Raw genomic sequence first — 18,708 nt, 5'->3', positions numbered from 1 at the left:
GCGGGCATGAGTCCGGAAAGCACCGCGCCGGTCGAGGCCCGCCTGGAGATCGCCCAGCTGCCCGCGGCGGCGGCGCTGCGCGACGCCGGAGTGAAAGCGTCGCCCGGCGCGCGCAACACCGTGCTGGCCCTCGACGCGTCCGACCCGGGCGCCGCCGACCGGGTGCGCCGGCTCGCCGGGCCGGGCCGGCTGCTGGTGCTCTCGACCGTGCCGATACCGGCCGGCGACACCGGCTGGGCGCTGCTGCGGGCCGGAGCCTCCGACGTGGTCGTGTGGGACGGCGCCGGCACGGCCGAGCTGGTCGCCCGGCGGCTGCGGCGCTGGCACAGCGTCGACGTGCTGCTCGACCGGCCGTACGTGCGGGAGTTCCTGGTCGGCGACAGCCCGGTGTGGCGGGCCGTGCTGCGCGAGGCGGTCGAGGCGGCCCGGTTCACCGCGGCCGCCGTGCTGATCACCGGGGAGAGCGGCACCGGCAAGGAACGCCTGGCCCAGCTCATCCACGACCTCGACGCCCGGCCGGCCAAGAAGAAACTGGTCATCCTCGACTGCAGCACCATCGTGCCGACCCTGTCCGGCTCGGAGTTCTTCGGGCACGAGAAGGGCGCCTTCACCGGCGCCTCGGCCCCGCGCACGGGCGCGTTCGAGCTGGCCGACGGGGGCACCCTGTTCCTCGACGAGGTGGGCGAGCTGCCGGTGACGCTGCAGGCCGAGCTGCTGCGGGTCATCCAGGAGGGCACGTTCAAACGGGTCGGCAGCAACGTGTGGCGCAAGAGCTCGTTCCGGCTGATCTGCGCCACCAACCGCGACCTGGCCGCGGGCCAGGCCACGGGCGCGTTCCGGCCCGACTTCTTCCACCGCATCTCCGGTTGTACGCTGCGGCTGCCCAGTCTGCGCGAACGGCTCGACGACGTGATCCCGCTGGTCGAGCACTTCTTCAAAGAAGCGGAGAAGGTGCCACCGCGGCTGTCGCCGGCGGTGCGTGAGCTGCTGCTGGCCAGGGACTATCCGGGCAACGTCCGGGATCTGCGGGCGCTCGCCCTGCGCATCGTCCACCGGCATCTGGGCGGCGACGAGATCACCCTCGGCGACGTGCCCGAGGCGGAACGGCCCGGGCCCGGCGCGCCGGCCGGTGACACCCGCCTCGAGGGGTGGGTCCGTGACCGGCTGCGCCGCGGCGCCACCCTGGCCGACCTGACGGTCGGCGTCGAGGAGGAGGCGCTGCGCTCGGCCCTGCTCAGCGCGGACGGGGATGCGGGCCGGGCAGCGCGAACGCTGGGGATACCGGTGCCGCGGGCCGCGGGCGCCGTGCCCGCGAGGTGAGCCGCCGGAACGTGCCGCCGAGGACCAGTTCCTCGGCGGCCGGCGGCAGCCCCAGCAGCCGCACCTTGGCCAGTTCCAGGCCCGGGTGCAGCCACGGGCCGTCCGAGCCGAACAGCACCTTGTGCGCCCCGGCCCGGCGCACCGCCCGTACGAGAAGATCGAATCTCCGGATCCCCGAGGTGTCGGTGTAGACGTTGGGGTGCTCGGCCAGGACGCTGATGAACGCGGTCTGCGCCGACCAGTCGTCGGCGAAGCTGCCCAGGTGCGGGATGACGAAGTCGACGTCGGGGAACTCGGCCGCGAACAGGGCGACCGTGCTGGTCTCGCCGGCCGGGTCGTAGAGCACCGGCAGCCGCCACCGCCGCGCCGCCAGGCAGATCTCGCGGCTGAGCCGGGCGTCGTGCCGGTGCACCTTGATACCGAGGAAACCCAGGCCCTCCACGGCCCGGGCGATCATCGCGGCCACCCGGCCCCGGTCCCGGTCGGCGTGCACCATGGCGAATCCGGTGAACCGGCCGGGCCGGGCGGCCACGATCCGGGCCACCCCCTCGTTGGCCGCCGCGTAGTCGGAGTGGAACGCCGCGAACAGGTTCGAGCCGGTGATGCCGGCCTCGTCGCACCGGCGCAGATACGCTCCGAGCGGCGCCGCCGTGTCCCAGGGCCCGGTGAACCCGTCACCGGGCCCCGCGTGACAGTGCGCGTCGATGATCGGCGGGCCCATGGTCAGCCGGGGAACACCGACTGCTGCGGGCGCCGTGCGTAGCCGTTGGACGCCTCACGTCCCAGCGCCGCCGGCGAGTGCGCCCGCCGGTGCACGCCCTGCCCGGTCACCGCCTGGTACGCGTGGCAGTACTGCTGCACCTCGCGCCGGAAGTAGCGGGCCCAGTTGGCGGCCTGATCCGGGTCGTTGACCGACGTCCACGCACCGAACCGGATGCCCAGCAGCAACTGCTCGGCGAACTCGGCCAGGTCGCGGTAGTGCTGGGCCGACACGTCGGACCAGCGCTGGAGCCGGTTCATCGAGTCGACCGAGCGCATCCAGGTCTCCGGGGTGTCCACCATGATCTGGTGCGGCAGGAAGTCCCGGATCTCGGCCCGGCTCAGGATCCACTGCGCCATCAGGAACTCGTGCCGGGCCGTCCACGGCAGGTCGCCGTACTGGTTGTGCGCGCCCTGGGTGAGCAGCAGGTGGGTCTCCTTCAGGCTGTTGAGCACGTCGAAACCGTTGGCGATCTTCACGGTCAGGTCGTCGTCCTCGTAGAAGCGCAGGCACTCGGCGAGCAGGCTGTGGAAGGCGCCCATGAATCGGGTCCGGGTGTCGGCCAGCCGGCGGTCGGACGGGCCGGGCGGCAGGCCGTAGTGGTGCTTGTACTCGTCGCGGCGCTGGGCCTCGGTCAGCCGGTGGTCGGCGTCGCGCAGCCAGCCCCAGAGCACGTTGTTCAGCGGCCGCAGCGGGTCGATGTCGACGCCGGCCAGCGGGTCGCGCCCCGGATGGGGGTTGGCCCGGTTCTGGAACCGCCAGGTGATGGCGTTTATCGTGCGCATCAGGCCGCCGCATTCCAGCCAGTACTCGTGGATCGGCTCGATCAGCACGGGCCGGGTCAGCTTCTCGGCCAGGATCCCGTAGGCCAGCGACGCCTCGTCGTGGTGGCCGTCGAGGCCCACCACCGGCACGTCGCCCAGCGCCCGGCGCACCAGGTCGAGATAGGGCAGCACGTCCAGGTCGCCGCCGTCGCCGGTCGGGGTGCCGACCAGATAGCGGCGGAACTGCTCCTCGAGCTCGCCCGGGCGCACGTCGCGGTTGAGCCGGGCGCTCTCCTGCTCCAGGTCGACGTGCCGGAAGTCGCCGGGATCGGTCCGCACGTTGATCATGAGGAAGACCTCGGTGGCCGCCTTGAGCAGCCGGTAGCGCTCGACGTGCGGGAACGGCAGGGCCGTACGCCGCTCGACGCGCCGCAGCTGCGAGCGATGGCCGTTGAGCGCGCTGCGCGCCGGGTCGCTCTCGCGCCAGACCCGGTCGATGAAATCGATGTAGGGGTTGAAGCTGATGTTGGCCGTGCTGTTGCGGATCGAGACCCACAGCGCCTGGTCGGTGGTCGGCGTCACGGCGGCGCGCCGCATCGACACCGAGACGTCGTCGCCGGCGGTGAACGGCCGCGGCGACACCCGGAACCGGTCGCTGGCCCACACCGGGTGCCGGCGGCTCACCTCCCCGTCTTCGACGAAACCAGTGCGTTCCAGATCGATGCGTACGGTCCACTGGCCCACCGCCAGCGCGGAGGTGTCCAGGGTGGCCCGGATGACCGGGCCGTCGCCCTCCTCGTCCTCGCCGTCGCCGAAATCGTGGTGGCGGCCGGTGATGCTGGTGATGCCCAGGCCGCCCTCGGGCAGCGTGACCGGGCCCTCCACCCGCCAGGTGACGTCGTACTCGCCGGTCAGCCTGGCCGAGGTGGCGATGAGCTGCACGACGCCGCCGGCGGTGATGTTGTCCGGGCTCGCGGTGAGCGTCAGTTGCCGTTCCGCGCTCAGGCTGCCGACCCGGATGGTGTCTTCCGACATGGTTCTTCTCCGATCAGATCGCGAGGGAAAGGTGATGGCCGGTCCTGCGGGGATCCGCCCAGATCGTGGGCTGGCCCACGAAAGTCGGCACCGCGGCCCGCGCGGTGGCCAGCGTGCTGGTGATCGCCCAGTCGGTGATCAGCTCGCGCAGCAGCCACGCCTCGCGGGCCGCGCCGAGCAGCCCGGCCGCGCGGGCCTGGCCGATCAGGGCGAACGCCAGCGTGGGAGGAGCGCCGGCCAGCCGCCGCGGGTCCGCGCCGCCGTCGTGGAAGCGGCGCAGCAGGGCCGCCGGGTGCACCTCCGGGTTGTGCAGCACCTCGCCGAGCGGCCGCCCGCGCAGCGCCGGCGAACGGTGCCGCACCAGCAGCGTGACCAGGTCCGGCATGGTCTCCTCCAGGTCGGCGAGCATCCGGGCGGTGTCCGGCGGCAGGTCGCCGGGCGGGTACATCCGCCGCCAGACCGCGGCCAGCCGCCGCCACTGCGGATCCGGGTAGAGCCGGTCGCCGATCGCGCAGCTGAGCAGCACCCGGATCCACGGCACCGGATGCGGATCGTCGTCGGCCGGACGGAAGACGAACCCCGGCGGCAGGCTGACCAGGGCGATCAGCCCGAGCGTGGAACCGACGCCGATGCGGCCCACGGCCCAGTAGTCGGCCACGATCTCCGAGATCCAGGAGTCCCAGCGCCGCCACGCGGCCCGGTGCCGGGCGCCCATGGTGTGCCGGCGCAATCCGGTGCGCAGCGAGTCGACCAGCCCGAGCAGCGCCGCTCCCTGATGGCCGACCTCGTGCACCAGCGACGACGCGACGCCGAAACCGATGATCCGCTCCCGGGGGATCCGGATGATCGCGACCGGGTTCTCGCCGCCGCCGGGCAGCCTCGTGCGTACCCGGCGGATCGCCCCGCCCAGCCCGCGGTGCAGCGCGCACACCACCGGCGGCCCCTCGACCAGCCCGCCGGGCAGGCGCAGCGCCTCGGCCGCGGCCACGTCGAGCCCGGAGAGCATGACGCCGTTGCCCGTCTCGCTGCGCTGGGTGATCACCTCGGAGAACAGGTCGAACTGCGACAGGGCGTTCTGAAAGGCGATCCGCAACGTCCAGAACCGGCGTTGCTGCTCGGCCGCCGGCGCCGCCGCGCCCGGGCCGGCCAGCCAGCGCAGGAAGTCCTCGCCGCGCCGGCCCACGTCGCGCCGGCCGGCCACGAGGTGATCCTCGATGCCGGCGAGCGCGGCCGGTGACAGCGCCGCGGCGGCGACCGAGGTCTCCTGGAGGACGAACGGCCGGACCAGGCTCAGCCGGGTCAGCAGCGCGCGCGTCTCCTCCTCGACGAACCGGGTGGCGGACGGGTGAACGGTCATCGCTCAGGCGCCCAGCAGCTCGATCTTGCCGCCCCGGCGGACCCAGCGGCCCCCGCCGTCGCCGTGCCCGTTCTGCGGCGCTTCCCATTCGCCCTGCGGATATTCGGGCTGGAACTCGCCGTACTGGGTCTCCCCGTACTGGGTCTCGCCGTACTGCATCTCGCCGTACTGCATCTCGCCGTACGGGCCGGGGGGCGTCTCGCCGTACTGGCTCTCCCACTCGCCCGACGTGGGCCCGGGGGGAGGCGGCGCGTCCGGGGGAGCTCCGCCGGAGGGCGGTGCGGGCGGCGTGGCCGCGGGCTCGGGCGGGACGCTCGGCGGCGGGGGCGCGCCGATCGGCACGGCGACCCAGCGGAAGCCGGGCTGCGGCGGCTCGGGTGGCGACGACGGCGGTCCGGCCGGCGGTCCGGCCGGCGGCGGGCCCGAGGGCTCGGGCGGCGGCGGGCCATCGACGTAGCCGGGACCATAGCTGTAGCCGGGACCGTAGCGGTGACCGCGGTAGCCCCACGGCCGACCGTAACGGCGGTAGGGGTGCCCGTAGCGGTAGCCACCTCGGTAACCGCCGCGGTAACCGGGCCGGAAGCCGCGATAGCCGGGGCGGTAGCCGAACCGGGAACGGCCGCCGAAGACGCGGCGCACCGCCCGGCCCAGGAACGGCCGCGCGAACCGCGACGCCGCCCGGATCAGGCCCAGCTCACCGACCAGCTCGGCCGGCGCACCCGGGGGAGCGGCCGCCGCGTGCTGGGCGGTCGCCGCCGTCAGGCGTACGGCCTGCCGTGCCGTTTCGAAGATCTCCTGCTCCTGGCTCATGCCGCCGGTCTCGGACTCGAAGATCTCGCCGGGCTCGCTGTTGCCCGGCATGGCGGCCTGGATGACCGGGGTGACCGCGTTGATCACCGCGCGGCCCTGCGGCGTCCGGGCGGCGTTCTGCACACCCTGGGCGGCCCGGCCGACCACGTTGACGATGCTGCCGAGCAGCCGGCCCAGCTCCTCCTCGCTGTTCACCTCGAGCAGCCGCGAGGCCATCTCCGCCTCCTGCTGAGGGCTGAGCACGGGCCCGCTCTCCCGCTCCGGCGCCTCGCCGAGCACGCCCTTGAGGAGCTTGCCGAGGATGAACTGCTCTTCGCCCTCGCCCTCGCCGAGTACGCCTTTGAGGAGTTTGCCGAGGATGAACTGCTCCTCGCCCTCGTCCTCACCCTCGTCCTCGTACTCGTACTCCGCCTCGCGCTTGCCGCCGCCGAGCGCGCCCAGCACCGCCGGCACCACGTTGGCCAGCAGCGGCAGCAACGGCAGGAACTGCTCCTCGGACTGCGCGGACTGCGACTCGTCATCGTCGTCGTAGTCGTAGTGGCGGCGCCGCCGGCGCCAGTGCCGCCGCCGGCGGCCCCACTCGTCCTCGCCCTGCGGCGCCGCCGGATATTCGCTCTGGTTCATCTCGGCCTCGGCGGTGTACTCGCCGGCCGTCCCGGTCTCGAACATCGAGCTCTCCCATCGTCATGCGGATGCACCGGGGAGAACTGCAAGAACCGGGCCAGCCCGCGCTCAGCGCAGCGCGGCCGCCGTGAAACCCAGCCGCGCGCGGTGTTTGGCGACCGTGCGGCGGGCCATGCTGAACCCCTCGGCCCGCAGCTTCTCGGCCACCTGCTGATCGGAGAGCCGCCCCCGCGACGCGCTCAGGATGCGGCGCAGCGCCTCGTCGGCCCCGCCGCAGCCGGAGAAGAACGCGGACAGCGGGCTGGTCGTCCCGTCCGGCATGAGCGCGTACTTGTCCGCCACGGCACGGCTCACCGTCGACTCGTGCACGTCCAGCGCCACCGCGACCTCGGCCCGGGTCAGCGGCACCAGATGGGCCGCGCCGTGTGACAGGAACGCGTGCTGGCGCCGGGCCACATGCTCGACGACACGCCGCAGCGTGGCCCACCGGTCGCGCAGCTGGGACAGGAACATCCGGGCCGCGGCCGACCCGGGACCGCCCGGCCGGGCCCGCAGCCGCAGCAGGGCCGCCTCGACCAGCTCGACCCGGAACTCGTCCCCGTCGGCCCGGATCACCACGTCCGGCACCACGTAGGACGCGGGCGGCGCGGCGCCGCCGTCGAACGCCGGATAGGGCCGCAGCCGCCGCCGGATCAGCTCGAGCACCGCGCGGACCTGCTCCCGGCTGGTGCCCAGGGCCTCCGCGATCGCCGCGAAATGCCCGCGGCCCAGCGCGGCCAGATGATCGGCGATCACCCGCCGGGCGATCGCGTCGTCCGGCAGGCGCAGAGCCTCCAACTGCAGCAGCAGGCACTCGGCGGCGCCGGTCGCGCCCACCCCCGGCGGACCGCAGCGGCGGATCACCGCGACCACCCCGGCCACCCGGTCGGCGCCGAGGCCGGCCGCGAGCGACACCGGATCGCGGTCGAACAGCCCGTGCTGGTCGAGACAGTCGACCAGATAGTCGGCCAGCGGCCGGTCGGCCGCCGGCACCTCGGCCAGCACCAGACGGCGCAGGGCGGCCACGTCGGTGTCGCGGTCCGGCATGTCCGGCGGCCCCACGTCCGTGCCACCGCGGGACGGCACCCCGCAGAGCGGGCAGCGGGCCGCCCACGAGCCCCGGCAGACCGGGCACTCGCCCGTCTCCAGGCGTTCCAGCTCGGCGTTGGCGCTCAGCTCGTCCTCGACGGTGTCGCGCAGCGCCGCGTACGGCAGCATCAGCAGCTCACCGAAGGCGATCAGCGCGGGCGACACCTCCAGCCCGAAGCGTGGCGTCATGGCGAGCTCGAACGAGACGGACACCGTGCACCTCCCGGCCCGACTCCCAGCAGGATCCGTGCCAGGTCGGGCCGCCGGGCCGTTGCCGTCCGTGATCCGACACCGGCGGCCGCGAACCCCCCGTCGGTTTGACGACTGGCCGGTACGGGCCGCCCGCGCCCGGCGTGACGATGACAGCGCCTGGCGGGAAACGGCAATCGACGGGAGGCACCGGCGGTGACGATCGGGATCGAGTGGGTCAACGACTACCACTCCGCGAGCTCGAATCTGTCGAACAACGACAACAACGCCCGGGGGTTCTACAACCGGCTGCAGGGACTGCGCCGGTTCGAGTACGGCGACGACCTGGCCTGGGACCAGGACTTCGAGGAGAGCGGCGCGGGCAAGCCCGCGGCCGGCACCGACCAGCTCTACGCCGACAACGTCGACATCGTCTTCTTCTCCGGGCACGGCTCCCGCTCGGGCGCCTCGTTCGGGGTGAAGACGTTCGACGACGGCACGGCCCGGGCCTCGAACATGCGGCTGGGCAACCAGGACCTCGAGTGGCTGGTGATCGACGGGTGCGAGATGCTCGCCCACGACAACGGGTTCGTCTTCCAGCGGTGGGGCTGGCCGACGCTCAAGGGCGCGCACTACATCCTCGGTTTCCACACCACGGCGTACGACGTGAAGGACCGCGGCGAGAAGTTCGCCGACCGCCTCAACCAGGGCTGGACCGTCCGCGAGGCGTGGATCCGGGCCTGCGTCGAGACCGAGGACGACGACGTGTCGTGGGCCTATCTGCGCGCCGACGGCGAGGGCACCAACACCTACAACGACCACTGGCACGGCAAGGGCTTCGTCAGCCCGGACCCGTCGACCCCGACCATGCTCGCGTACGCGCGCGGCACCTGCTGAGGGAACGGAGACCGAGATGCCGACCGTGACCAAGAGAGTCCACGTCGAGCCCGAGCTCGAGCGGCCGCCCGGCCCGGTGACCGTCTACCGCGCCGAGGGCGAGACGTCGTCCCGGCAGCTGCGCGACGACCTGATGCGCCGGGCCGAGCGCTGGCGCGAGCACTTCGGCCTGCGCGGCGAGCCGGCCGACCTGGGCGAGCGGATCGTCTATCTGACCGAGACCGCGGCCCTGGAGGTCTACCTGGCCACCGACTCGGTCTGGTGGACCGACCGGTCGCGGGCCTATCAGGAGATCACCAGCGACCGGGTGCCCGGCGACGAGCAGGCGGCCGAGCTGGCCCGCCGGTTCGTGGCCGGCACCTTCGAGCCGCGGGCCGAGCTGCGGGTCGCGCACGTCGGCGAGCAGGTGGCCTCGTTCAGCGACGGGCCGGACACCGAGGCCCGCTCGCAGCGCGTCGGTGTCGCCGTGACGCTGCGGCCCACCCTGGACGAGCTGGAGGTCTTCGGGCCCGGGGCCAAGGTGCGGATCGCGTTCAGTGACTACGAGGAGCCCAGCGACGTCGCCTACTTCTCCCGGCCCGTGCAGCCCGACGGGCAGGTCGACGTGATCCACCCGTACCAGGCGGTCGAACGGCTCAGCCGCGACCGTCGCTTCACCGGCGTCCTCGAGGCCGGGATGCAGCTGCGGATCCGGCGGCTGGAGCTGGGCTACTACTCGGCCGGGCCGAGCATGTCGCAGCGCTATCTGGTGCCGGTCTATCTGGCGGCGGGCCAGGTCGAGGGCTCCGAGCTCGACGCCGACGTCTTCCGCCTCTACCTGCCGGCCGTCGATCTGAGCTCGAAGGACATGAAAGAACTGGGTGTACGGGCGAACCCCACCGTCGTCACGTCCTTCACCGGCTTCTGACGGGAGACTTATGATCTTTTGATGTACGTCGAACGTCGTGGGCACGGAACGCCGGTGCTCCTCCTGCACGGGTTCGGGGTCGACCACCGGATCCTGCTGCCGCTCGAGGAGGTCTTCGACGGGGAGCCCGGCTGGGAGCGGATCTATCCGGATCTGCCGGGCTTCGGCCGTACGCCGGGACGCGCCGACCTGAACGGCAGCGGCGACGTGGTGGACGAGCTGGTGCGGTTCATCGGCGCCGAGCTCGGTGACCAGCGGTTCGCGCTGGTCGGCAACTCGTGGGGCGGCATGCTGGCCCGGGCGCTGGCGTCCCGCATGCCGCAGCGGGTGCTCGGGCTGTGCCTGCTGTGCCCGGCGATCGTGGCGGAGCGCGGCGACCGGGATCTGCCCCCACGGACCGTACTCAAAGAAGATCGTGAATTGATGTCTTCTCTGCCGGCCACCGAGCGGGAGCTCTACCAGCAGGAGGCGGTCGTCGAGTCGGCCGGGGACTGGGAGCGGTTCCGCGAGTTCGTGCTGCCCGGGATCCTCGCCGCCGACCCCGCGGCGGCCCAGCGGATCGAAGCCGCCTACGGCGTCCGTCCCGGGCCCGGGAGCGGCCGGTACGACGGTCCCACGCTGTTGCTGACCGGCCGCCAGGACGCCATCGTCGGCTATCGGGACGCGTGGCGGGTGCTCGAGGACTATCCGCGGGCCACGTTCGCCGTGCTCGACGCGGCCGGGCACAACGCCCCGCTGGAGCGCCCCGAGGTGACCGGGCCGCTGGTCGCGGACTGGCTCAGGAGGGTGCGCGCAGAAGAGCGTTGATCACGTCGGTCAGCGGCGGGGTCAGCTCCCGCTCGCCGGCCGAGGTCAGCGGCTCGACCCGCAGCGAGGACCGCAGCACCACGATGCCCAGCGAGGTGGCCAGCACCAGCTGCGCCCGCAGCAGGCCGTCGGGGGCGGTGGGGGAGCAGGCCGCGGCCAGCCGCTCGCTGATCGCCTGGATGACGCCGCGGCGCATCTGCTCGGCCCGCTCGTCGCCCGAGGTGCGCAGCAGCAGGAGCATCGACTCGGTCATGCTCTGGTCGTCGCGGGAGGTGGTGATGCGCCGGGCGATGTCGGCCGCCACGTCGTCGAGGGCGATCTCGCCCGAGTCGCGGCGCAGCTCGCTGACCGCGCTCGACAGGCAGGCCTCGAACAGGCCCTCCTTCGAGGAGAAGTAGCGGCTGATCAGCGCCACGTTGACGCCGGCCTCGTCGGCGATGTCGCGGACCGTCGTGGCCGAGTATCCGTCGCGGGCGAACAGCTTCTTGGCGACGTCGAGCAGCAGCTGCCGGGTGCGGGTCGCGTCCCGGCGCCGGGGCGCTGCTGGCTCGGGCGTTTCCACGCCCGAAGCCTATCCGTCAGCGCGCCGAAGTGTCCCGTGAGGGCTCCTCGTCGGCCAGGCGCCGGGCCACGTTGTGCAGGGCCTGGTCCATCAGGGCCCGGTCCTCCGGGCCGGCCAGCGTGATGTCGTCGAGGTTGGCGTCGATCCAGTTGCGCCAGGCGCCCTTGACCCGCTCCAGCTGCTCCTCGCCGTTCGGGGTCAGGGTGACCGTGTCGCCGTCGCGGCGCGCGTAGCCGGCGTCGCACAGGTCGGCGAAGGTCGGTTCGAGGACCTCCGGCGGGACCCGGTGGGCGCGGGCTATGGACTCCAGGCCGGCCTGTCCGGCCGTACGGCTGCGCATGTGGGTCTGTCCCATCGCCCAGGCCTGCGCCGGCCGCAGATCGGCGCCCGAGGAGGTGAGGATGGTGTCGAGCACGGCCCGGTCGCGCACGGCGTCGCCGATGGCCCGTTCCAGCTTGGCCACCCGGTCGTCGGGCTGCGGCGGCGAGAAGCCCTCGCCCACGTCGGTCGCGGCCGCCTTGGCGCTGTCGCGCAGCGGCACCTCCTTGAGCAGCCAGGCGATGAGGAAGCCGAGCACGGCGACCGGCACGACCCAGCGGAAGACGTACCCGATCGTCTCGGCGTAGGCGTTGATGATCGGCGCGGCCTGGGCCGCGGTGAGCGCGTGCAGGGCCTCGGGACTGGCCGCGGCCGAGGGCGACACTCCCGGATCGGCGGCGAGAGCCGACTCCAGCGACGGGGTCAGCTTGTTGTTGAACAGGGTCCCGAAGATCGCGGTGCCGAAAGAGCTTCCGAGCGTACGGAAGAAGGTGACACCCGAGGTCGCGGTCCCGAGATCGGCGTACGGGACGGTGTTCTGCACAGCGATCGTCAGCACCTGCATGGACAGGCCGATGCCGGCGCCCAGCACGAACATGTAGAGCGACTCCAGCCACGTGCTGGTCGCCGCGTCCATGGTGGACATCAGGAACAGCCCGAGGGCCAGGATCGCCCCGCCGGCGATCGGGAAGGCCTTGTAGCGGCCGGTGCGCGAGACGACGATGCCGGAGCCGATCGAGGTCAGGAACAGCCCGGCCACCATCGGCAGGGTGCGTACGCCGGACGCGGTGGCCGAGACGCCGTTGACGTACTGCAGATAGGTCGGCAGGAACGTCATGGCCCCGAGCATGGCGAAGCCGACGATGAAGCTCAGCGTCGAGCAGACCGTGAAGACCGAATTGCGGAACAGGTGCATCGGCAGCATCGGCTCGACCGCGCGCAGCTCGACCATGACGAAGGCGCTCAGCAGCACGACTGCGGCCGCGAACAGGCCGATGATGATCGGCGAGCCCCACGCGTACTCGTTGCCGCCCCAGGACAGGGCCAGGATCATGCTGGAGGAGCCGAGTGCGACCAGCGCGATGCCGGCGTAGTCGATGATCGGCCGCGACGCCGTACGGACGGCCGGGATGGCCCGCGCGGCCATGATCAGCACGACCACGGCCAGCGGCACGTTGATGTAGAACGCCCACCGCCAGCTCAGGTGGTCGGTGAACAGGCCGCCCAGGGTCGGGCCGACGACCGTGGTGACGCCGAAGACCGCGCCCAGCGCGCCCTGATAGCGGCCGCGGTCGCGCAGCGGGATGACGTCGGCGATCAGCGCCATCGCGGTGACCATCAGGCCGCCCGCGCCGACGCCCTGCACCACCCGGGCCGCGATCAGCACCAGCATGTCGTTCGCGATGCCGCACAGCGCCGAGCCGAGGATGAACACCACCGTGCTGACCTGGAAGACCAGCTTGCGGCCGAACAGGTCGCCGAACTTGCCGGCCAGCACCGTGGCCACCGTCTCGGCCAGCAGATAGGCGGTGACGACCCACGCCATGTGCCCGGCCCCGCCCAGGTCGGCGACGATGGTCGGCAGGGCGGTCGACACGATCGTCTGGTCGAGCGCGGCCAGCAGCATGCCGAGCAGGATGGCGACGAAGACGACGTTGACCTGCCGCCGGCTCAGCACCGGGGGCGCGGTGGCGGTGGACATGCCCTAAGTTTCACGTTTCGTGGCGTTTCGCGCCGGAATATCGCTAGCTTTCTCCCATGGCAAGCGCTGTGCTCGCGGACCTGAGCGTCAAGACGAAGATCCTGGGCGCCGTCTGCGTGGCGATCCTGCTCGCCGTCGTCGTCGGTGTCGGCAGCCTGATCGGGCTCAGCAACACCAGCGCCTCGGCCGAGCAGATCTACACCAGCAACGTCTCCGGCGTGAACTACGTCGGCGAGATCCGCAGCGAGCTGGCCCAGTCCCGGCTGGACGTCACCAACCACATGCTGTCCGACACCGCCGCGCAGAAGAAGCAGTACAGCGACGCCTTCGACAAGGACTACGAGGCGCTGACCGACGCGCTCGCGTCGTACCGGACCAGCGGACCGGCCGTGCCCGACGCCGAGCTGGCCGAGCTCGCCGACGACTTCGACGCCTATCACACGCTGGTCACCGGCAAGCTGCTGCCGGCCGGCGACAAGAACGACCTCGACGCCTGGCAGAGCGCCCGCGACACCGACGTCATCCCTCTCATGGAGGAGGTCTCCGGCGACCTCGACCGGATGCGCACGGCCGAGAACGCCGACGCGAAGACCAACGCCGACGGCGCCCGCTCCGAGTACGGCACGAGCCGCACCATCACCATCGTGCTCCTGGTCGTCGGCTCGGTGACCGCGCTGGCCATGGGGTGGGTGGTGGCCCGTCAGATCGTGCGGTCGATGGCCAAGGTCAAGCACGTCTGCGACGGCCTGGCCGAGGGCGACCTGACCCGCACGGCCGGCCTGAGCACGAACGACGAGCCCGGCCAGATGGGCCGCTCGCTGGACGTCGCCGTGGCCCGGCTGCGCGAGACGGTCCGGACCATCGACTCCTCGGCGGCCGCCCTGGGCAGCGCCTCCGACCGGATGTCGCAGGCCAGCGGCGAGATCGCGCTGTCCGCCGACGAGTCCTCGGCGCAGGCCGAGACGGTCTCGGCCGCGGCCGAGCAGATCTCCCGCAGCGTCGACGCGGTCAGCGCCGGCAGCGACGAGATGGGCGCCGCGATCCGGGAGATCTCGCAGAACGCGGCCGAGGCGGCCCAGGTCGCCAACGAGGCCGTCGGCCTGGCCGCCAGCACCTCGCAGACCATGACCAAGCTGGGCGAGTCGTCGGCCGAGATCGGGGACGTGATCAAGGTGATCACCTCGATCGCCGAGCAGACCAACCTGCTCGCCCTCAACGCCACCATCGAGGCCGCGCGGGCCGGTGAGGCCGGCAAGGGCTTCGCCGTGGTCGCCTCCGAGGTCAAGGACCTGGCCCAGGAGACCGGCCGGGCCACCGAGAACATCTCGGCCCGGGTCGAGACGATCCAGGCCGACACCGGGGGAGCGGTCACCGCGATCGAGGAGATCAGCCGGGTCATCGCCCGGATCAGCGACTTCCAGACCACCATCGCCTCGGCCGTCGAGGAGCAGACGGCCACCACGGCCGAGATGAACCGCAGCGTCACCGAGGCCGCCTCGGGCACCGGCCAGATCGCCGAGAACATCACCGGCGTGGCCGATGCCGCCCGAAGGACCACCGAGGGCATCGCCCGCTCCCGGGAGGCGACGGCCGAACTGGCCACCATGTCGACCGATCTGAGCGCTCTCGTGTCCCGGTTCCGTTATTGAGTCAGTAATCGGGATCGGCTGCCGACGAGGTAGGTGTGACGCGGTCGCTGGACGCCGGCAGCACGAGATGGGTGCTGGGGTCGTTGGCTGCCTTCTTCATGCTGCTGGCCGTGGTCGACGTCATGATCTTCGACGGCACCGCGCAGGTCGTCCTGTCCGGGCTCGCCTGGTGCAGCGCGGCCGTCCTGGCCGTCGGCGCCGCGATCGTGCGGCGGCCCCGCAAGGGCCGGCAGCCGGCCGCGCTCAGCCTGTTCGGTTTCATCCCGGTCCTCAACGGCCTGGTGCCGCTGTTCGTGACCGGTGAGCTGCACCAGACCAGCATGCTCATGCTGATCATGGTGGGGCTCGGCGTGGCCGTCAGCTCGACCGGCATCGCCGTCGCGGCCGCGGCCACCGCCACCGTGGGCTGGATCGTCGCCGTGCTGCTGCGCGACGACCTGCACACCGACGAGCTGACCTACTACGGCATCCAGTTCGGGCTGGCGCTGACCATGGGGACCCTGTTGCGGCTGAGCCTGATCCGCCGGCAGCGGCAGATCCGGGCCATGCGCGACGAGCTGACCGCGGCCGCCGAGCGCTTCCGCGGCATCTTCGAGGCGTCACCGGCGGGCATCGGCCTGTCCGGGCCCGACGGCCGGTTCCTCACGGTCAACCCGGCCCTGTGCCGGCTGCTCGCCCGTGACCAGGACGAGGTGGTCGGCGCGGAGGTCTTCACGCACGCCCACCCGGACGACCGCTTCGACCTCGACGAGATCGCCCGCCGGATCGCGGCCGCGGCCGACGGCGTGGCCCGCATGGAGGTCCGGTTCTGCCGGCCGGACGACGACACGCGCTGGGTGTGGATCACGCTCAGCCGCACCGACGCCGACCTCATCCTCGTGCAGATGCAGGACGTCACCGCGCGCTATCAGGCCGAGCGGGCCACACGTGACTCGGAACGGCTGCTGACGGCCGTGGCCGGCGTCGCCCGGCGTATCCGCACCGGTGAGGACGCGCGCACCAACATCGTCGACGCCGTCCGCCAGCTCGCCGCCTCCGACGGCGTCATGCTGCTGGAGCCGGCCACCGCCACCGAGGAACTCGTGATCACCGCGGCGTCGAGCCCGCACCTGGTCGGCACCCGCATCTCGATGGCCCTGACCTCGATGAGCGCCCAGGTCTACCGCACCGGCGAGCCGGTCTTCCGGGCCGACCCGGCGGCCGACCCGATCGTCTCCCCGGCGCTGCTCGAACTCACCCGGGCCCGGTCGCTGCTGTGGCAGCCGGTCATCGCCGACGGCTCGGTCATCGCCGTGCTCTGCGTGTCGTGGGCCCACCGCCTCGACGACGTCGGGGACCGGCGGGCCCGTGCGGTGTCGCTGCTGGCCGACGAGACGGCGCTCGCGCTGGAACACGAGCAGTTGCTGCGCCACCTGGAACGGATGGCCTACACCGACACGCTGACCGGGCTGGCCAACCGTCGCGCCTGGCAGGCCCAGCTGCCCCGGCTCATCGCGCAGGCCCGGCGCACCGGCGCCCCGCTGACCGTGGCCATCGCCGACCTCGACCACTTCAAGCGCTACAACGACACCTACGGGCACCCGGCCGGCGACGACCTGCTGCGGCACACGGCGGTCGCGTTCACCGACGCGCTGCGCGACAGCGACCTGATCGCGCGGTGGGGTGGCGAGGAGTTCGCGATGGCCCTGCCCGACTGCCCGGCGCCGGACGCGGCCCAGGTGCTCGACCGGGTCCGTGAGGCGACGCCGGGGGCGGAGACCTGCTCCATCGGGTACGCCACGTGGGACGGCCACGAGACCGTCGAGCAGCTGCTGTCGCGGGCCGACGACGCGCTCTACCAGGCGAAAGAGGGCGGCCGTAACGCCGTACGGGAAGCCGTGGTCATTTTGTCAGCGTAAGTTCGAAGCGGGCACCGTCCGTGAAGGCGGTGTCCAGCCTCATCTGCCCGCCGTGGTGCTCGACGATCTTCTTGCAGATGGCCAGGCCGATGCCCGTGCCCGAGTAGACGTCGCGCGGATGCAGGCGCTGGAAGATGACGAAGATCTTCTCGGCGAACTCGGGCTCGATGCCGATGCCGTTGTCCTGTACGGCGAACGTGAACTTCTCGTCGTCCTCGTCCACGGTGATGACGACCCGGGGCGGCACGTCCGGGCGGCGGAACTTGATGGCGTTGCCGAGCAGGTTCTGCCACAGCTGGGTCATGAGGGTGGCGTCGGCGGGCACGGTCGGCAGCTTCGGGCGTACGACCTCGGCCCCGGTCTCCTCGATCGTCAGCGCGAGCGTGTCCTCGACCCGGCCCACCAGCTCGTTCAGGTCCACCGGCTCCCGCTCGTCGTACATCCGCCCGATCCGGGAGAACGCCAGCAGATCGTTGATCAGCTGCTGCATGCGGGTGGCGCCGTCGACGGCAAAACCGATGTACTGCTGGGCCCGGTCGTCGAGCTGCCCGGCGTAGCGGCGCTGAAGCATCTGGCAGAACGACGCCACCTTGCGCAGCGGCTCCTGAAGGTCGTGCGAGGCGACGTAGGCGAACTGCTCCAGGTCGGCGTTCGAGCGGTGCAGCTCGGCCGCCTGCTGCTGGCTGGCCGCGAGACTGTCGGCCAGCTTGCCGCGCATCGCCTCCACGTCCTCGGCCAGCCGGGCCACATCGGCCGGGCCGCGCGGGGTGACCCGGTGCCCGAAGTCGCCACCGGCGACCTTGCGCACCGAGCCGCTGAGCTCGTTGAGCGGCCGCAGGACGACCACGCGCAGCAGGACGGCGATCGACGCGATGAGCAGCAGCAGGGCGACGACCAGGCCGAGGAAGGCGTTGTTGCGCAGCTGCCGGCTGTCCTGCAGGTCGGCGCGGCCCTGCGCGCGCAGCTCGACCAGGCGCTGATCCAGATCGGCCAGCGGGTCCCGGACGGCGTCGAAGGCGGTCTTGCTCTGGGTGACCAGGGCGAGATCGTCGCGGCCGGACCGGACCAGGGGCTCGGCCGCGGTCTCGCGCCAGGAGGCCATCCGCTGCTCGACCAGATCGAGGTCGGCCAGGGCCTCACGGTGCCCGTCGAGCAGGCCGCGCAGCTGCCCGACGAGGCGGGTCTCGTCGGCCCGGCCCTGCTCGTACGGGTCGAGGAACTGCTGCTCGCCGCTGAGCACGAAACCCCGCACACCGGTCTCCTGCCCGACGACGGCGGCGGTCAGCTCGGCCACGGCGGTGCGGGCCGGCGCGATCCGGTCGTTGAGACGGTCGGAGACCTCGGTGGTACGGGAGAGGAGCTCCGCACCGACCACAGTGGCCACGGCGATGAGCGCCACCATGGCGATGAGGACGGACGCGAACCAGCGCTGACTGGTCCACCGGGCATGCGTGATCACGCAAGCAAGGTACGCGAGCCCGGCCGCAGCCCGTGATCACGGATGCGCCACGACCCCACGGGGCACGGAACGATCAGGGCATCAGCGGCGGAACAGGACAACCCGGCCGACCCGCCGCGCCGTCCCGGACCTTTCCCGACTTCCCGACTTCCCGACTTCCCGACTTCCCGTCCTTCCCGCCCTTCCCGCCCTTCCCTCCGGAAAGCCTGCGCCTGGCCCGCATGCCTTTCCCCGGCGTTTTCCGCGTCCGCCACCTTTTCCCGGCGCATTCCGCGCCCGCCACCTTTTCCCGGGCGTCTTCCACGCCCGCCGCCTCCCTGCCCGGTCCTCCGTCGGGGGATCTTCCGCCTCCGCGCCCGGTTCCTCCCTCTCCAGCCTTTCCGTCTCCGCGCCCGGCCCTCCGTTTCCGGTCTTTCCGCGAAGCGCCCTCCGCGCCGGACGGACCTTGCATGCCGGACGGGCCTTGCGCCGGACGGGCCTTGCGCCGGACGGGCCTTGCGCGCCGGACGAGCCTTCCGGCGC

14 protein-coding genes are annotated in these 18,708 nt (G+C 72.3%); 6 read left to right on the top strand and 8 right to left on the bottom strand.

What is annotated here, in order from left to right; all coding sequences use genetic code 11:
• Positions 1-6 precede the first annotated feature (6 nt).
• The gene (locus ACFY36_RS16025) at positions 7-1,320 is read left to right on the top strand and encodes a sigma 54-interacting transcriptional regulator (protein WP_499746714.1); all 1,314 of its coding nucleotides are present in this window, start codon (positions 7-9) and stop codon (positions 1,318-1,320) included.
• Here ACFY36_RS16025 and ACFY36_RS16020 read toward each other — a convergent pair.
• The 5 genes from ACFY36_RS16020 to ACFY36_RS16000 form a co-directional block, all read right to left on the bottom strand.
• Positions 1,235-2,041 carry an amidohydrolase family protein gene (locus ACFY36_RS16020; RefSeq protein ID WP_499746713.1) on the bottom strand — a complete coding sequence of 269 codons (807 nt, stop codon included), beginning with the start codon at positions 2,039-2,041 and terminating at the stop codon, positions 1,235-1,237. The two genes, ACFY36_RS16025 and ACFY36_RS16020, sit on opposite strands and share 86 nt — an antisense overlap.
• A gap of 2 nt (positions 2,042-2,043) precedes the next feature.
• Entirely contained in the window at positions 2,044-3,879 is a 1,836-nt protein-coding gene (locus tag ACFY36_RS16015) for a hypothetical protein (protein WP_499746712.1), read from the bottom strand.
• A gap of 13 nt (positions 3,880-3,892) precedes the next feature.
• On the bottom strand, positions 3,893-5,236 hold the full coding sequence (locus ACFY36_RS16010; RefSeq protein ID WP_499746711.1) for a hypothetical protein: 1,344 nt from the start codon (positions 5,234-5,236) through the stop codon (positions 3,893-3,895).
• A gap of 3 nt (positions 5,237-5,239) precedes the next feature.
• Positions 5,240-6,715: a hypothetical protein gene (locus tag ACFY36_RS16005; protein WP_499746710.1), complete on the bottom strand. Its 1,476-nt coding sequence runs from the start codon at positions 6,713-6,715 to the stop codon at positions 5,240-5,242.
• A gap of 63 nt (positions 6,716-6,778) precedes the next feature.
• On the bottom strand, positions 6,779-8,011 hold the full coding sequence (locus ACFY36_RS16000) for an RNA polymerase factor sigma-54 (protein WP_499746709.1): 1,233 nt from the start codon (positions 8,009-8,011) through the stop codon (positions 6,779-6,781).
• A gap of 192 nt (positions 8,012-8,203) precedes the next feature.
• Here ACFY36_RS16000 and ACFY36_RS15995 point away from each other — a divergent pair, with 192 nt between their 5' ends.
• From ACFY36_RS15995 to ACFY36_RS15985, 3 genes are read left to right on the top strand one after another with little or no spacing between them, the layout of a single operon-like run.
• Complete coding sequence (locus tag ACFY36_RS15995) at positions 8,204-8,884, top strand: DUF6345 domain-containing protein (protein WP_499746708.1); 681 nt, start codon at positions 8,204-8,206, stop codon at positions 8,882-8,884.
• Positions 8,885-8,909: 25 nt separating this feature from the next.
• Complete coding sequence (locus ACFY36_RS15990) at positions 8,910-9,791, top strand: hypothetical protein (RefSeq protein WP_499746707.1); 882 nt, start codon at positions 8,910-8,912, stop codon at positions 9,789-9,791.
• Between the two features lie 21 nt (positions 9,792-9,812).
• Positions 9,813-10,598, top strand: a complete 786-nt coding sequence (locus ACFY36_RS15985) for an alpha/beta fold hydrolase (RefSeq protein WP_499746706.1) — start codon at positions 9,813-9,815, stop codon at positions 10,596-10,598.
• Here the strand turns inward: ACFY36_RS15985 and ACFY36_RS15980 are convergent.
• Positions 10,570-11,160: a TetR/AcrR family transcriptional regulator gene (locus ACFY36_RS15980; protein ID WP_499746705.1), complete on the bottom strand. Its 591-nt coding sequence runs from the start codon at positions 11,158-11,160 to the stop codon at positions 10,570-10,572. The two genes, ACFY36_RS15985 and ACFY36_RS15980, sit on opposite strands and share 29 nt — an antisense overlap.
• A 16-nt stretch (positions 11,161-11,176) precedes the next feature.
• Entirely contained in the window at positions 11,177-13,180 is a 2,004-nt protein-coding gene (locus ACFY36_RS15975) for an MDR family MFS transporter (protein WP_499746704.1), read from the bottom strand.
• Between the two features lie 56 nt (positions 13,181-13,236).
• Here ACFY36_RS15975 and ACFY36_RS15970 point away from each other — a divergent pair, with 56 nt between their 5' ends.
• Positions 13,237-14,829 (top strand): methyl-accepting chemotaxis protein, encoded by a 1,593-nt coding sequence (locus ACFY36_RS15970; protein WP_499746703.1) that lies wholly within the window; start codon positions 13,237-13,239, stop codon positions 14,827-14,829.
• Between the two features lie 35 nt (positions 14,830-14,864).
• Positions 14,865-16,727, top strand: coding sequence for a sensor domain-containing diguanylate cyclase (locus ACFY36_RS15965; protein ID WP_499746702.1), 1,863 nt, complete (start codon positions 14,865-14,867; stop codon positions 16,725-16,727).
• On the opposite strand, the gene ACFY36_RS15960 is transcribed toward ACFY36_RS15965, so the two are convergent.
• Entirely contained in the window at positions 16,711-18,186 is a 1,476-nt protein-coding gene (locus ACFY36_RS15960; protein ID WP_499746701.1) for a sensor histidine kinase, read from the bottom strand. The genes ACFY36_RS15965 and ACFY36_RS15960 overlap by 17 nt on opposite strands.
• Between the last annotated feature and the right edge of the window lie 522 nt (positions 18,187-18,708).

Source organism: Actinoplanes sp. NPDC000266 (genome assembly GCF_042899005.1).
GTDB lineage: Bacteria > Actinomycetota > Actinomycetes > Mycobacteriales > Micromonosporaceae > Actinoplanes.
This window is presented reverse-complemented; position numbering and strand designations above follow the sequence as displayed.